The 14,839-nt window shown below is 59.4% G+C and carries 11 protein-coding genes; 6 read left to right on the plus strand and 5 right to left on the minus strand.

Annotated elements, in window-relative coordinates; all coding sequences use genetic code 11:
• Window positions 1–53 precede the first annotated feature (53 nt).
• The 3 genes from QRN20_RS24175 to QRN20_RS24185 form a co-directional block, all read right to left on the minus strand.
• Window positions 54–2,744, minus strand: coding sequence for a beta-glucosidase (locus QRN20_RS24175; RefSeq protein WP_058430957.1), 2,691 nt, complete (start codon window positions 2,742–2,744; stop codon window positions 54–56).
• A 57-nt stretch (window positions 2,745–2,801) separates the two neighbouring features.
• The gene (locus QRN20_RS24180) at window positions 2,802–3,053 is read right to left on the minus strand and encodes a hypothetical protein (RefSeq protein ID WP_058430958.1); all 252 of its coding nucleotides are present in this window, start codon (window positions 3,051–3,053) and stop codon (window positions 2,802–2,804) included.
• Window positions 3,054–3,508: 455 nt separating this feature from the next.
• The gene (locus QRN20_RS24185) at window positions 3,509–4,591 is read right to left on the minus strand and encodes an AraC family transcriptional regulator (protein WP_050575478.1); all 1,083 of its coding nucleotides are present in this window, start codon (window positions 4,589–4,591) and stop codon (window positions 3,509–3,511) included.
• A 275-nt stretch (window positions 4,592–4,866) separates the two neighbouring features.
• Here QRN20_RS24185 and QRN20_RS24190 point away from each other — a divergent pair, with 275 nt between their 5' ends.
• Both QRN20_RS24190 and QRN20_RS24195 read left to right on the plus strand, forming a co-directional pair.
• Window positions 4,867–5,673, plus strand: coding sequence for an SDR family NAD(P)-dependent oxidoreductase (locus tag QRN20_RS24190; protein ID WP_088234831.1), 807 nt, complete (start codon window positions 4,867–4,869; stop codon window positions 5,671–5,673).
• A 47-nt stretch (window positions 5,674–5,720) separates the two neighbouring features.
• Complete coding sequence (locus QRN20_RS24195; RefSeq protein ID WP_058430959.1) at window positions 5,721–6,017, plus strand: YciI family protein; 297 nt, start codon at window positions 5,721–5,723, stop codon at window positions 6,015–6,017.
• Here the strand turns inward: QRN20_RS24195 and QRN20_RS24200 are convergent.
• A complete protein-coding gene (locus QRN20_RS24200; protein ID WP_088234832.1) occupies window positions 5,996–8,083 on the minus strand; it encodes a hybrid sensor histidine kinase/response regulator in 2,088 nt (695 codons plus the stop codon). The two genes, QRN20_RS24195 and QRN20_RS24200, sit on opposite strands and share 22 nt — an antisense overlap.
• Before the next feature lie 477 nt (window positions 8,084–8,560).
• Window positions 8,561–9,451 (minus strand): LysR family transcriptional regulator, encoded by an 891-nt coding sequence (locus QRN20_RS24205; RefSeq protein WP_122413511.1) that lies wholly within the window; start codon window positions 9,449–9,451, stop codon window positions 8,561–8,563.
• 167 nt (window positions 9,452–9,618) lie between these two features.
• On the opposite strand from QRN20_RS24205, the gene QRN20_RS24210 reads away from it, so the two are divergent.
• The 4 genes from QRN20_RS24210 to QRN20_RS24225 all read left to right on the plus strand — a co-directional run bounded on the left by QRN20_RS24210 (window position 9,619) and on the right by QRN20_RS24225 (window position 14,823).
• Window positions 9,619–10,701 carry a 4-oxalomesaconate tautomerase gene (locus tag QRN20_RS24210; RefSeq protein WP_029244225.1) on the plus strand — a complete coding sequence of 361 codons (1,083 nt, stop codon included), beginning with the start codon at window positions 9,619–9,621 and terminating at the stop codon, window positions 10,699–10,701.
• A 59-nt stretch (window positions 10,702–10,760) separates the two neighbouring features.
• On the plus strand, window positions 10,761–12,065 hold the full coding sequence (locus QRN20_RS24215) for a dicarboxylate/amino acid:cation symporter (protein ID WP_122517233.1): 1,305 nt from the start codon (window positions 10,761–10,763) through the stop codon (window positions 12,063–12,065).
• A gap of 117 nt (window positions 12,066–12,182) precedes the next feature.
• Window positions 12,183–13,487 (plus strand): CitMHS family transporter, encoded by a 1,305-nt coding sequence (locus tag QRN20_RS24220; RefSeq protein WP_043306547.1) that lies wholly within the window; start codon window positions 12,183–12,185, stop codon window positions 13,485–13,487.
• Window positions 13,488–13,572: 85 nt separating this feature from the next.
• Window positions 13,573–14,823, plus strand: a complete 1,251-nt coding sequence (locus QRN20_RS24225) for an OprD family porin (protein ID WP_423242105.1) — start codon at window positions 13,573–13,575, stop codon at window positions 14,821–14,823.
• Window positions 14,824–14,839 lie beyond the last annotated feature (16 nt).

A 14,839-nucleotide genomic window follows, 5' to 3' on the forward strand; every position in this document is an offset into this window, starting at 1 on the left:
GCTGTGCAGCAGGTTGGCAATCGGTGGTCGCGAAGACCACCGATTGCTGCCTGTCAGTAAGCCTGTTCCGGCTTGACCTGTACGGCCTTGCGCAGCGGAACGGGGAGAGGGTTGGAATCACGCGTGGTCAGTTGCTCCGGGTAGAGCGCGACGACGGTGCGATTCAGAGCCAGGTTTTCCGAGTCCTTGCCGACCAGCACCTTGAACTTGCCAGGGTCCACATTCCAGCTCACCGAATCCGGCGAGTAGTAAGCGAACGAACGCGAGTCCAGCGCAATGGTGACGGTCTTGCTTTCGCCCGGCTTCAGGTAAACCTTGGAGAAACCTTTGAGTTCCTTCTCCGGACGATCAACCTGTGGCTTCGATGGTTGCACGTACAACTGAGCGACTTCGAACCCGGCCTTGTCACCGGTGTTGGTGATCGTGAACGTCGCGTTGATGGTCGAACCGGGCGCCAGCACGTTGCTCGACAGTTTCAGGTCGCTGTACTCATACGTCGTGTAAGACAGACCGAAACCAAACGGATACAGCGGTTTGGTGTGCTTCTTGTCGTAACCGCGATAGCCCAGATACAAGCCCTCGCTGTAGGTCATTTCAGTGGGCGGGTTGGCACTGCTGAAATAGTACGGCACAGGATCCTTGTACGAGGCGTAGCTCGGGTTGTCCTCGGCCTTCTTGTCCAGGGTGATCGGCAGCTTGCCGGACGGGTTGACCTTGCCGAACAGGATTTCAGCCAGTGCCTGACCGCCTTGCTGGCCGGGGAACCAGGCGTGCAACGACGCTGCAACCTTGTTGGCCCACGGCTGCATGTCCATGCCGCCACCGCCGTGCATCACCACGATGGTTTTCGGATTGGCCTTCTGCACGAAGCTGATCAGTTCCGACTGGAACTGTGGCAGTTCGAACGGATGGTCGAGGGATTCGCCTTCGTATTCGAAGTTGCTGCCTGCGGCGACGACCACGGCATCGTAGTCGGCCAGGTTTTTCGGCGGACGCAGCGACGCCCAGCTCATCTGAACGCCATTCATGCCGCCCAGCACCGGTGTGAAGTTGCCTTTGAGTCGGCGATATTCCAGGCGCACGTTGTACTCGCTACCGGCTTTCAGGCTGGCGGTCTTGACGGTGCGAGGCACGACCGGAATCAGGTCGAACGAGACCTGACCGCCTTCGTCTTCGGCCACCAACTCATCGTTGATCCACAGCTTGTATGCGCCGTCGGCCCGGACCTTGAACACATGCGGGCCGGTGATCGTTGGTTTGATCTTGCCGGTGAAACGGGCGGAGAACGCGCCTGCTGCCGGGTTGAAACCGCTGACGGTGCTGGTGCCGTTATCGGTCGCGTTGCTGCTGGTGATCCAGTCCAGATTGACGCCCGGCTCGATGCGCGTGGCGACCGGATCGCCGGACAGGTTCGTGTTGCCGTAGTACTCGGCCTTGACGCCTGTGTTGCTGATGGCCTGTTTGTCACTGCCCGGCTGATACCAGACCGAGGACTTCGGGTTCAGGCTCATCTGGCTGATGTAGTCGACATTGGTCGTGTTCGACGCCAGTTGCTTCAGGCCACTGAGCTCGGTGACGTAGCTGCTCGGAACGGAGTAGGCGGTCCCGAACGGCGACGTCGGTGGCTGAACGGCCAGATCGCCGATGACGGCAATTTTCGCATTTTTCGCTAGCGGCAGCAGCGGCTTCTGTCCATCCACCGGTTCGTTGCGCAGCAGCACGATGGATTCCCGGGCCACGTTCAGCGCAGCGACCTGACCGTATTCGCGATGCACCAATGGCTGCGCCTTGTTGATGCCCTTGTCGAAGCCGTAGCTCACCAGCGCCCTGAGGTTGCGGCGGACCTTGTCGTCGATCACGTTCTGGTGCAACTGGCCATTCCAGACGTAAGGCAGCAGTTTGGCTTCGGTAAACTGCAGGCCGCTCGGCATGTCGATGTCAGTGCCTGCCCAAGCGCCTTTGAACGCGTCCTGAACCGAGTTGAAGTCGCTCATGACATTGCCCTGAAAGCCCCACTGGCCTTTCAGAATGTCGGTGATCAGGTGGTGATTCTCGCAGGCATACTCGCCGTTGATCTTGTTGTAGCCGCACATGACCGAGGCGATGTTGGCGTTCTTTACCAGCGACTCGAAGCCCGGCAGATACAGCTCCTGCATGGCGCGCTCGTCGATCTTCACGTCCAGATAATGCCGGTTGGCTTCCTGTTCGTTCATCAGGTAATGCTTGGCGGCGGCCTGCACGCCCTGCACCTGAATACCATTGGTGACCGCAGGTGCCAGCACCGCGCCAAGGAAGGGATCCTCGCCACTCATGTACTCGGCGGAGCGTCCGTTGAACGGCGTGCGATACAGGTTGATGGCCGGAGACAGCATCTGCTGGCCGCCTGCGATACGGGTTTCGTAGCCGATCGCCAGACCGAATTCCTTGGCCCGGTTGATGCTCCAGGTCGCAGCCAGAGCCGACGGCGACGGGTACTGCGCGCCGAACGTCTTGCCGCCGACCAGAACGCCCATCGACGAGTCATAGGCCACAGTGCCTTGCAGGCCGAACTTGTCCAGCTTGGGGATCATTCGTCCGTCGTCGACGCGAGAGAAATTGATCTTCTCCGATTGCGTCATATTGTCCAGCATTGCGCCGACGCGCGCTTCTACTTCGTTGCCGGTCATGGGGGTGGCGGCAAACAGCGCACTTGCCTGGGCAACGCTCAGCGCTAGAACGCTCAGGCTCAGGCCTTGTTTGATCATGGACACGGTACTACTCCTCGGATAGTGGCTTGAGTGATGGTCGAATCAACGCAGCGCTCACGGCTTTTTTTCATCCACGACAGGGGCATCTGCGGTATCGACAGGGGCGTCCAGCACGGCTTGTTCGCCAGTCGGTTGCTTTTGGGTCACGGCGTCAGTACCGGTGAGGTGCTGGCGCTTGGCATCGACCTGCGCACGTAGCGCATCGGATGTTGCGGGCGAGGGGGGCTGATGGTCCGCAGCCGAAGCGGGGAAGTTGATCAGGCACGTCAGTAAAGCGGCGGCGACAGGCAGCAAGCGTCTGGCCATCGGGAAATCTCCAGATAGAGTGTGTTGGCGATAAGTGTGTGTCGGACGGGGGTGGGGGCCGACGGCGAGCATTAAGGCCGCAGTGTGGGGATAAAGTTCTCGAGCGGCAAAGAAAAGACGTTGTTTTTGTATTGAATATTATAAAATTTCAATAGTTATATTGTTTGAAAGCTATATTTATTGAGATTTACTTGCTTAAATAGTTATTTTATATCAATAAAGTATCCATAAACTAGAATTCAGTGCAATAAATAACCATTTTTCAAAACAGAGTGAGCATTCTGTTTTTAGGGTCTAAAGCGGATTATGGTAGGAGTTTCTGAGGGGTTGCTAAGGGTTGCCGGTTGGCTGCAATACCCGTGTCCCGCGTTCTAAAACGGACTTAAGCGATAAGGCCAAGCTCCGCTATCGACTCGGGAAGGTTTGCCAGCGCTACGTCGAAGACGTCCGTTGATTTATCGCCGACCGGGCTTCGAGACCGTCAAACCCGCTTCGTAATCGATCTCGTCGGCAGCCTTCTCGTTGCGAACCGCACCCGGCGTTTTCCCTGTCCAGGCCTGAAAGGCCCTGGCAAAGGAGTTGGGGTCCTCAAACCCCAGCAGAAACGAAATTTCCGCACTCGACATGGCCGTGTTGCGCAGGTAATGCCTGGCCAGCGACTCACGCAGGGTGTCGAGTATCTGTTGAAACGTGGTGCCTTCGCTTTGCAGCCTGCGTTGCAGGGTGCGGGTGCTGACGCCCAGTTTGCGACCGACCGCCTGCATTGAGACCTCGCCAGCGGGAAGGCTTTCCAGCAGTGCGCTGCGCACCCGTTCCAGCATGCCGCAGGTTCTGTCCAGATCCGAAAGGCGCTGGCGCAGGTCGGGTTCGAAGAACAGCCACATTCTGTGATTTTCGGTCAGAAACGGGCGATCCATGTCGGCGTTGTTCAGCACCAGCGTGATGACGGCGCTGTGCGTGACCGTGATGCCGAAGAAAGCTGCATAGAGGTCTGAGTCTTTCTCGAAGTCATCCGGCAATGGCCAGCTGATCTGCAGCGGATTGACCTGGGTGCGAGTGGCCAGCCGTGCCAGTTGCACAAACAGCACCATCTTGAAAATCAGAAACACGGCCGGTGGCGGCTGCGAAGCGGTCAGGAAGTCCAGCGTGATGGTGGTGTGTTCATCGTTGCGCACCATGCGGATGGCCATCGGTGCGATCAGCCGTATGTAGGTGGCGAGGCGCTCCATGGCCGCTCTCATGTTTGCGCTGCACAGGGCGGCAAACAATTCCGGATCGAACCAGTCCGCGGACATGACCCGTGCGATCTGCAGGGGCGTTGGAACCGTGGGTTGCAGGGATTGGGCTTCGGCCTCGATGGCTTCCCACAACCGAAAGAACTCGGCCGAATTCAGGCGCACGCTGCGACGTGCGAACAGGTCACCCGGCAACTGCGCGCGTCGCAGCACCGGAGGCGCGGTCACGCCAGCGTCCTGCATCAGAAGTCGCCATCCTGGCCAAACCGAATATTCCAGCGCCGAGCTGCGTTTGCCGTTCATGGGCTTTTCACTCAAATGTCTGCACGTTGCAGGGCAGTCTAGGTAGCCGATCGTGCCATCACCATAGCCGATGACGCCAAGGCGGCGCGCTGAAGATTGGCGCGTTGGGCAGTCATTCTGGCGCGTTGCGCGAGTGTCAAAAGGCCGGTGCACGAGCAATCTGGTGTCACGGGCAAATGTGTCGGGCACTTGATGACTCATCAGGACCGCTTCGATGTCACAGCCCGCCGAGCAGCCTTACAACGGGCACACATGCGACTCTTCAGGGCATTCAGATGAAAAAGACAGTGTTGATTACCGGCGCATCCTCAGGCTTTGGGCTGCTGCTCGCGACCCGGCTTCACGATCAAGGCTTCGAGGTGATTGGCACCAGCCGTCATCCCCAGAACCACGCGGGTCGTTTCCCCTTCAAATTGCTGCGTCTTGATGTCACCGATGACGCGTCCATCCAATTCTTTTTGGAGCAGTTGTTCACGAACATTCCGCGCGTCGATGTGCTGATCAATAACGCCGGTTACATGCTGACCGGTATTGCCGAAGAAACCCCTGTCGAGGCCGCGCGGGAGCAGTTCGAAACCAACTTCTGGGGCACGGTCAAGGTGACGAATGCGTTGCTGCCGTTCATGCGCGAGAAGAAGGGCAGTCAGATCATCACGGTCAGCTCGATTGTCGGCCTGATAGGGCCGCCCAACCTGTCCTACTACTCGGCGTCCAAGCACGCGGTCGAAGGCTACTTCAAGTCGCTGCGCTTCGAGCTGGACCCGTTCGATATCAGGGTGAGCATGGTCGAGCCTGTCTGGTTCAAGACAAAGCTTGGGCTCAATGCCGTGGCTTCGAAAGGCCAGCGGATCGCGGCATACGATCAGTACAGAGGCCGAGTAGATGCCGTTACCCAAAAGGGTTTGAACGAGGCAGAAGCACCTGACGCAGTGGTGGAGAAAATCATCGGGCTAATGGGTACACGCAGGCCGCCATTGCGCAATCCGGTCGGCAAGATGTCAGGAATGATCGTGTTTCTACAGCATCATGCTCCTAAAATGTTCGAAAGCTCGATCCTGAAAAGCGTGGCCTCGGCTCGATAGTCTGGACGCCACGGACGCTATTCCTTCTATCTTGCAGGTGATCGCTCATGAAGTTCTATTTGTGCAAATACCTTCCGCCCCGCGCGGACTTTCTCGCCACGATGACCGATATCGAACGCGCTTTGATGGCGCAACACGGGGCTTATCTGAACGAGCTGCTCGATAAGGATGTGATTGTCGCGCACGGGCCAGTCATGGACGAGCAGGGTGGTTACGGCGTCTCGCTGTATCAGATCAACGATGATCAGGAGATCGGCGACTTCACGTCACAGGATCCCGTCGTCAAGCAGAGGGTAGGCCACTATGAGCATTACCCCATGCTTCACTTGAAGGCGCGTGGCTGACCCTGCTCCTGGCTGCGTTCGCTGATCAGTTCCTTGATCCTGGATGCCAGCACTTCCAGCCCGAACGGCTTGGTCAGTATCTGCGTCTTCGGTTGCAGGTGGCAGCCGTCCAGTGCCGAGGTCTCGGCGTAACCAGTGATGAACAGCGTGGGCAGGGCGGGGCGTTTCGTGCGTGCGGCGTCGGCCATTTCCCGGCCGTTCATGCCACCGGGCAGGCCGACATCGCTGATCAGCAGGTCGATGTGTATGTCCGACTGCAAAATCTCCAGGCCCGCCTGCGCATCGGCCGCTTCCAGCGCGTGATAGCCTTCTGTTGAAAGCACCTCGACGACCAGCATTCGCACCGACGGTTCGTCGTCGACCACCAGCACCGTCTCACCGTGGTGGGGCAGCGGCGTTTCGTCACTGCTCTTGTCAGTGGTTTCCTGCTGCGCATCGGGAAGGTGACGAGGCAGGTGCATCACGATGGTCGTGCCCTGGCCTTCGACCGACTCGACCTTGATCTGGCCGCCCGACTGCCTTACGAAGCCATACACCATCGACAGACCCAGGCCGGTTCCCGCACCAATCGGCTTGGTGGTGAAGAACGGCTCGAATGCCTTGGCCACGGTCTCCGGACTCATGCCGGTGCCGGTGTCCGTCACGCGAATACTCAGATGATCGCCAGCCGTGATGCCGTGGTCCGGGTCGATGCATTCATCCAGCGAAGCGTTGGAAGTCTCGATGATGATTCGGCCGCCGTTGGGCATGGCATCCCGTGCGTTCAGGCACAGGTTGAGCAGGGAATTTTCCAGCTGCGCATGGTCGATCAGCGCCGGCCAGACGTTGTCTCCTGCAACGACTTGAAGCTCGATGGACGGGCCGACTGTACGGCCAATGAGTTCTTCCATGCCGTGAATGAGGGTGTTCACGTTGGTGACTTCAGGGGACAGCGTCTGGCGTCGGGAAAAGGCCAGCAGACGATGCGTCAATGATGCGGCTCGTCGAACGGCACCCTGAGCCACGCTCACATATTTGTCCACATCGGCCAGACGTCCCTGGGCCATGCGGGTCTGGATCATTTCCAGACTGCCCGAGATGCCGGCCAGCAGGTTATTGAAGTCGTGGGCGATGCCGCCGGTGAGTTGTCCCACGGCGTCCATCTTCTGGGCGTGCCGCAAGGCATCTTCGATCTGTTCACGTTCGTGAATGGCCTGCTCGATGCGTTGTTCCAGCGTCTGATTGAGTTCCTTGACGGCCACTTCGGCCTGCTTTCTGGCCGTCACATCGATGGACGAGCCAATCAGGCCGATGACTTCCCCGTCGTCGTTGAGCAGCGGGGCCTTGGTGGACAGGAACGTGGCGGCCGAGCCATCGGGCAGGTTGACCTGCTCCTCGATCTGCTCGCTGGTGTTGCCGTCCATGATCCGGCGGTCGGTCTGCATGATGATCCGCGCCTGATCCTTGTCCTCCAGAAAGTCCATGTCGGTCTTGCCGATGAAGAATTCCGGCGGCTTGCCGATCAGCGTTTCCGTGCCGCGATTGGCGACCAGCATCCGGCCTTCCAGATCCTTGGCGTAGACAACGCCGGGAACCGCTGCGGTGAAGATACGCAGCAGCGAGGTCAGACGGTCCCGCTCCTGTTCGGCGGCGCGGCGTGCTTCGATATCCAGCAGTACGCCGGGGCAGCGTACGGCCTGGCCCTCTGAGTCGCGTTCTATACGACTGTTGGCTTCCACCCAGCGATAACCGCCATCCTTGTGCTTGACCCGGTACTCGCAACGGAAGATGTCGCCGCTGTTCAGGATGTCCTTGATGGCGTCCCCGACCCTGATAACGTCGTCAGGGTGGATGGAGGTCATCACGCACTCGAGCGGCAGGCCTTCACGGCAAGTTTGCCTGGGTAATCCGAAGGTGCGGGCAAAGCGCTCGTCAGCCACCAGCAGATCGCCGGGCACGTCCCAGATCCAGGTGCCCACGACGGCGCCCGAGTCCAGTGCCAGCTGCATCTGCTCGAAGTTTTCTTCAGTTGAAGAACCCGATTGTTCTGAATGTATTGGCCTCATGTCAGGCGCATCATTATCCATACGGTCGACTCGTTTACGCGCTTGGTTTGCAAGGCCTTATTCATCAGGCAGTTTTGCTGAGCAGAAGTTGTGCAATTCGAAAACTTTTGCGGCCACAGGGTCTGACGTGAGCATCACTGACACGCGATCATTCCATAAATCGCCGACCAAGGTGATGTTAAAAGCACATCATCCGCTCACTGGTCCGGCAGCTCACAGACGATATCGCCTTCGTCGACAGCACTCCGGGTCTTGAATGCCGGTTGCTGTTTGCGCATTGAAGTATCTACAGGATGATCGAGTATCTGAAGGCAGCCCGCTGTCAGGCAACGTATCGCCAGTCTGCCTCAACACTGATCGTGCCCATCGCTCTGAAGTGGGCATGCCGCCCGTGACGCTCCGCGTCACAAATGGCACAGACTGCGGATTCAGTGAGCCAAGCGCGTGGCTCAAGTCACCTTTTCGCCCCTCGGCGACTTATTCATAGTTCGCCAGCCGCTACTGCGGCCACTGCTCCAGCAGCATCGCGACGAATTTCTCGGCAGCGGGGGACAGGGATGCGCCGCGCCTCGAGACCAGGCCCAGGGTTCTGATCACAACCGGGTCAACCAGCGGAACGCTCACCAGCGTCGGATGATCGTCGGCAGGCATTGCCAGGCTGGGCATCGCCGAGATGCCGAGACCTGCCTCGACCATCCCCAGCGACGTGGACAAATGCTGCACCTCGTAGAACCACTTCGGACGCCAGCCCAATCCGGCCAATGCATGGTCGAGGATCATCCGGTTGCCGCTCAAACGCCCTACACCAATCAACCGGTAATCGCTCAGTTCGATCCAGGCCACGGATTCGCGCTGGGCCAGTTCATGATCACGTCGGCAGGCCAGTACGAATGGCTCTTTCACCAGTGGCACAAACTCGATATCGGGATGCTGTCCGCTCATCATATTGATGCCGAAATCTGCCTCGCCCCGCAGCACCGCTTCCAGACCTTCGTTGGCACTCAGGTCGAGCAGGCGGATGCGGATCTGTGGATAACGTTCGTTGTACAGCCGTATCACGCTGGGCAGAAAATAGAATGCGGCCGTCGGGATGCAGGCGAGGGTGACCTGACCGATCTGACGTTCGGCCAGTTCACGGATATTGAGAATCGAATCCTCGAAATCATCCAGCAGCCGTCGCGCCTTGGGAAAGAAATCCCGGCCTACGCTCGTCAGACTCACCCGTCGCGTGGTGCGATCCAGCAACGAAGTGCCCAGGCCCTGTTCCAGTTTCTTGATGCGTCGGGTGAGCGCTGGTTGCGAAATGTGCAGCACATCGGCAGCTTCGTGAAAGCTGCCAAGTTCGGCGATCTTCACAAAAGATCGGATATCCTGCAGTTCGTATTCCAAGATTTATTCCCCGCTGCCGAGCATGAAAGGACAATGTGCCGAGCTTACATTATTTCGTTAAGTGGAATAATGGCTACGATCTTTGCATTGGATAAAACATAAACATCCGTGTGACTCTTGCTTTCAACGCATCAATGCTCCCAATTGATCACCAAGAGTCAGACTTTATGCAACCGATTCCCTGCGTCCTCATGCGCGGCGGCACCTCGAAGGGGCCGGTGTTCCTCGCCAGTGATCTACCCGTTTGCACGGCTGAACGTGACGAACTGCTGCTGGCCGTCATGGGCTCCGGGCATGAACTAGAAATCGACGGTATTGGCGGCGGCAGTCCGCAGACCAGCAAGGTCGCGATTGTCAGTCCTTCTCCGCACGCCGACGCCGACGTCGATTATCTGTTCGTGCAGGTTATGGTGTCCCAGCGCCGTGTCGACACGGCGCCCAATTGCGGCAACATGCTCTGCGCCGTCGGGCCGTTCGCGGTCGAGCACGGACTGGTGGCGGCGACCGGCGATGTCACCCAGGTGCGGATTCGCAACCTCAACACCGGCACGTTCGTCTGCGCCGACGTCAACACACCGGGCGGTCAGGTCAGTTATGACGGCGACACGCAGATCGATGGCGTGCCTGGTTCTGCGGCACCTGTGCAACTGACCTTTCTCGACGCGGCGGGCAGCAAGACCGGCAAGCTGTTCCCGACCGGCCAACAGACCGATGTCTTCGATGGCGTGCCAGTAACCTGCATCGACATGGCAATGCCGATGGTCATCATCGAAGCGTCGCTGCTGGGCAAGCGCGGCGATGAAAGCCCTGCCGAACTGGATGCCGACACTGACTTCCTGCGCAAGCTGGAAGCGCTGCGGCTCAAGGCCGGTGCGGCGATGGGGCTGGGTGATGTCAGCGACAAAGTGATCCCCAAGCCGGTGCTGGTTTCACTGCCCAGCGCAGGCGGTACGCTCAAGGTTCGTTACTTCATGCCGCACAACTGCCACAAGGCGCTGGCCATTACTGGCTCGATCGGTCTGGCAACGGCTTGCGTGAGTGACGCCACGGTGGTCGCGCAGTTGCTTGGCACCGGCGGCAACGAGCGCTTGCAGCAGGTACGAATCGAACACCCGAGCGGGGCCATCGACGTTGCGATGAGCTACGTCGGACCTGACCGGCAGACCATCCGGGCTTCGGTGGTGCGCACGGCGCGCCGACTGTTTTCCGGCGAAGTGTACGCGCCACTCGCTCAGCGACTTGCGGGCTAAGCCGCCTGACCTGATTATCAAATCCGCATCAGAACAACTCCAATAATGGGTGATGCCTCATGAAAATCGCAAAATCACTGTATTTCCAGATCATCTGCGCCGTGATCCTCGGGGTCCTGGTCGGACACTTCTGGGCGCAGCAGGCCGTCGCCCTCAAACCGCTGGGCGATGCATTCATCAAGCTGATCAAGATGATGATCGCTCCGGTGGTGTTCTGCACCATCGTCATCGGCATTGCCGGGATGAGTGACAAACAGTCGCTCGGTCGCCTGATGAGCAAGACGCTGCTGCTGTTTCTGGGGCTGACCGTGGTCAGCCTGATCATCGGACTGGTCGCGGTCTACGTGTTCCAGCCCGGAACCGGCATGAACATCGATCCGACAAAGCTCAGTACGGCAGGCCTTTCCCAGTACACCGAGTCGGCGGCCAAGCTCGGTGTCGTGGACTTCTTCATGCACATCATCCCCGAGACCTTCGTGGGGGCGTTCAACAAGGGTGAAGTATTGCCAGTGTTGTTCATCGCGGTACTGTCGGGCTTTGCCCTGTCGTCGCTGGGCGAGCGCGGCAAACCGGTGCTGAATGTGCTGGAATCGGCTTCGCACATGGTCTTCAAGATATTTTCCTACCTCATGCGCTTCGCCCCGATTGGCGCGTTCGGCGCGCTGGCGTTCACCGTCGGCCAGTACGGCATCACTTCGCTGGGCTCACTCGCCAAGCTGATCATGACCCTGTACATCGCCTGCGGTTTCTTCGTGTTTGTGGTGCTGGGCAGCATCTGCCGGGCCAACGGCTTCAGTCTCTGGAAACTGCTGCGCTACTTCCGCGAAGAGTTTCTGGTGGTGCTGGGCACCTCGTCCACGGAACCGGTCATGCCACGCATGCTGGAAAAACTGCAGGCGCTAGGTTGCAAGAAAGGTGTTGTCGGTCTGGTGCTGCCAACCGGTTATTCCTTCAACCTGGACGGCACGGCGATCTACCTGTCGCTGGCGGCGGTGTTCATCGCCCAGGCCTGCAACATCGAACTGAGCATGACCCAGACCCTGACCATGCTGGCGATCATGCTGCTGTCCTCCAAGGGCGCGGCTGGCGTGACCGGCAGCGGCTTCGTTGCACTAGCCTCGACCCTGACCGTGATCCACGACATTCCGCTGGCGGGCCTGGCCTTGCTGATCGGCGTCGATCGGTTCATGTCCGAAGCCCGCGCGCTGACCAGTCTGGCCAGCAACGCGGTGGCAACTGTGGCGATCTCGCTGTCGGAGAACGCCTGTGACCGTCAGGTGCTGATGCAGCAACTCGACAACCGATCGACAGCCAAACGGCCTGCCCCGGAATGGGACACGCCGCAGGTCGCCGAACGGAGCTGATCCGGCCTCAACAACCTTCGACCGACACGTATCATCTGCCTTCCGGCCTCGCCATCGCGAGGCTCGACAGGCCTTGCCGTGCGCGTCGTTCATCCATAACAACAAGAGAATATTCCGATGCTTGCCTTCCTCGGCCTAGCCATGGTGGTGGTCTTCACCTACCTGATCATGTCCAAACGCCTGTCGCCCATCGTCGCGCTGACCCTGGTGCCTGTGGTCTTCGCCGTGCTGGGCGGTTTCGGCGGCACCACTGGCAAGATGATGCTCGACGGCCTGAAAATGGTCGCCCCGTCTGCCGCACTGCTGCTGTTCGCGATTCTGTTTTTCGGGCTGATGATCGACGCCGGTCTGTTCGATCCGCTGATTCGCAAGATCCTCAAACGCGTCAACGGCGACCCGCTGAAAATCGCCGTCGGCACCGCGTTGCTGTCGCTGACTGTCGCACTGGACGGCGATGGCACCACCACCTACATGATTACCTGTGCGGCGATGCTGCCGCTGTACAAGCGCATCGGCATGAACCCGATGATCCTGGGCATCATCTCGATGCTGTCGCTGAGCATCATGAGCGGCATGACGCCCTGGGGTGGACCCGCCACGCGGGCCATTGCCGCGCTGGGGCTGGATGCCGGCGATTATTTCATTCCGCTGCTGCCGACCATGATCGGCGGGGCTGCGTGGGTGGTGTTCACCGCCTTTCTGCTCGGTCGCAGCGAGCGCAAGCGCATCGGCAATGTACAACTGCAGAGCGGCGGTGGCGGTTGCTACATCGACGCCATTCTGGGCGACACGCCGCACAAACGGCCCAAACTGGCCTACGTCAACCTGGCGCTGGTGATCGTGGTGATGGTGGCGCTGGTCATGGGTCTGATGCACTCGGCGATCCTGTTTCTGATCGGCTTCGTGCTGGCGCTGATGATCAACTATCCGCAACTGGACATTCAGAAAGAGCGGATTCTGGCCCACTCCGGCAATGCCATGACCGTGGTCTTGCTGGTGTTCGCCGCAGGCATCTTTGCCGGGATTTTTTCCGGCACCAAGATGGTCGATGCCCTGGCGCAAACGCTGGTCAGCTGGATTCCGCCGGAGTGGGGCCACCTGTTCCCGCTGGTGGTGGCGATCACCAGCATGCCGCTGACCTTCGTGCTGTCCAACGATGCCTATTACTTCGGTGTGGTGCCGATTCTCGCCAACGCCGCAGCGGCTTATGGCATCAGCCCGCTGGAAATCGCCCGCGCCTCGATTCTTGGCCAGCCGGTGCACCTGATGAGTCCGTTGGTGGCGTCGACCCTGTTGCTGGTCGGCATGATCGACCGTGACATCGGTGACTTCCAGAAAGCCACCCTGAAATGGGCCGTGCTCACGTCGCTGGTGGTCACAGCGCTGGCCCTGTTGACGGGGGCCATCAGTCTGTTCGTCTGACCCCATAACTTTCCTGTGCATTCACGCGCCCTCGACCGGGGCGCGCGAATCGCTGCGCCTCCAATAACAAGAACGAGCCATGAGCATGAACACATTTTTCCAGCGTACCGCCTTGCCTTCACTGCTGTTGAGCGTCGCCCCTTGGGTGAGCGCGGACGGTTTCATCGAAGACAGCAAATTGAAGCTGCAGCTGCGCAATGTCTACTTCAATGAGAACTTCCGTGACGAACATGGCCTGAGCACGCGCGCTGCGTTGACGGCCAAGAGCGAGCGGACCGAATGGGCGCAAGGGTTGCTGCTGGATTATCAATCCGGGTTCACCCAGGGCGTGCTGGGTTTCGGCGTCGATGCTTCCGGCTTGCTGGGCATCAAGCTTGATTCCGGCAAGGGGCGCAGCGGCACCGGCTTGTTGCCGGTCCACAGCGATGGCCGCGCGGCCGATGAGTTTTCGAGTCAGGGTGCCGCTGCCAAGGTACGTCTGGCCAAGACCACCGTGAAATATGGTTCGCTGCTGCCCAAAACGCCGGTCCTGATCTACAACGATGCGCGCCTGTTGCCGCAGGTCTATCAGGGTAGCCAGTTCACCAGTACAGACATCGAGAACCTGACCCTGACGGGCGGGCGCCTGGATCAGTTCAAGTTGCGCGACTCGTCGGACAGCCGCTCGATCATCCCGGACGGCTTCAGCGGCAAGGGCTCGGACTTCACCTATGTCGGCGGCGACTATCGGTTCGGCAAGAACGTTCGTCTGAGCTACTTCTATGGCGAGTTGGAAGATTTCTATCGCCAGCAGTTTGCGTCCATTCAGCACGACCTGAAGCTGGGATCCGGCGTGCTGACCAGCGACCTGCGTTATTTCCACAGCGTCGATGCCGGTGCTGCGCGCAGCGGCAAGATCGACAACGACATGTTCAGCGGTCAGTTGACCTATGCGTTGGCCGGGCACAGCGTCGGGGCCGGTTATCAGGTGCTGAGCGGCGATGCGGGCCTGCCTTATATCAGCGGGGCGACGGTGTACTCGTTCAGTAACGTGGGCATTGGCAAGTTCATTGAGGAAGACGAGAAAACCTGGATGGTCAGTTACGGTTACGATTTCGCCCGCCTGGGTGCGCCGGGCCTGACGTTTTCCTCGCGCTACCTGCGTGGCGACAATGAGAAATCAGGTCCGGCGCAGTTGCGCGAGTGGGAACGTGACGCCGAGATTGCCTATGTGGTGCAAGGCGGTGCCTTCAAGGGGCTGGGTGTGAAGCTGCGCAACTATGTGTATCGATCCGATTTCGCCCGCGGACGCGACAGCAACCGGCTGTACCTGACCTATGACATTGCGCTTTGGTAATCAACACCGTTTCAGG

The organism is Pseudomonas sp. fls2-241-TYG-175, assembly GCF_030209155.1.
In the GTDB taxonomy this organism is placed as follows: Bacteria; Pseudomonadota; Gammaproteobacteria; order Pseudomonadales; family Pseudomonadaceae; genus Aquipseudomonas; species Aquipseudomonas viridiflava.

Excerpts from the sequence above, each read along its gene's own strand:
- QRN20_RS24215 (WP_122517233.1), top strand. The coding sequence starts at position 10,761 with ATGAAAATCGCAAAATCACTGTATTTCCAGATCATCTGCGCCGTGATC.
- QRN20_RS24195 (WP_058430959.1), top strand. The coding sequence starts at position 5,721 with ATGAAGTTCTATTTGTGCAAATACCTTCCGCCCCGCGCGGACTTTCTC.
- QRN20_RS24190 (WP_088234831.1), top strand. The coding sequence starts at position 4,867 with ATGAAAAAGACAGTGTTGATTACCGGCGCATCCTCAGGCTTTGGGCTG.
- QRN20_RS24180 (WP_058430958.1), bottom strand. The coding sequence starts at position 3,053 with ATGGCCAGACGCTTGCTGCCTGTCGCCGCCGCTTTACTGACGTGCCTG.
- QRN20_RS24200 (WP_088234832.1), bottom strand. The coding sequence starts at position 8,083 with ATGGATAATGATGCGCCTGACATGAGGCCAATACATTCAGAACAATCG.
- QRN20_RS24185 (WP_050575478.1), bottom strand. The coding sequence starts at position 4,591 with ATGAACGGCAAACGCAGCTCGGCGCTGGAATATTCGGTTTGGCCAGGA.
- QRN20_RS24210 (WP_029244225.1), top strand. The coding sequence starts at position 9,619 with ATGCAACCGATTCCCTGCGTCCTCATGCGCGGCGGCACCTCGAAGGGG.
- QRN20_RS24225 (WP_423242105.1), top strand. The coding sequence starts at position 13,573 with ATGAACACATTTTTCCAGCGTACCGCCTTGCCTTCACTGCTGTTGAGC.
- QRN20_RS24220 (WP_043306547.1), top strand. The coding sequence starts at position 12,183 with ATGCTTGCCTTCCTCGGCCTAGCCATGGTGGTGGTCTTCACCTACCTG.
- QRN20_RS24175 (WP_058430957.1), bottom strand. The coding sequence starts at position 2,744 with ATGATCAAACAAGGCCTGAGCCTGAGCGTTCTAGCGCTGAGCGTTGCC.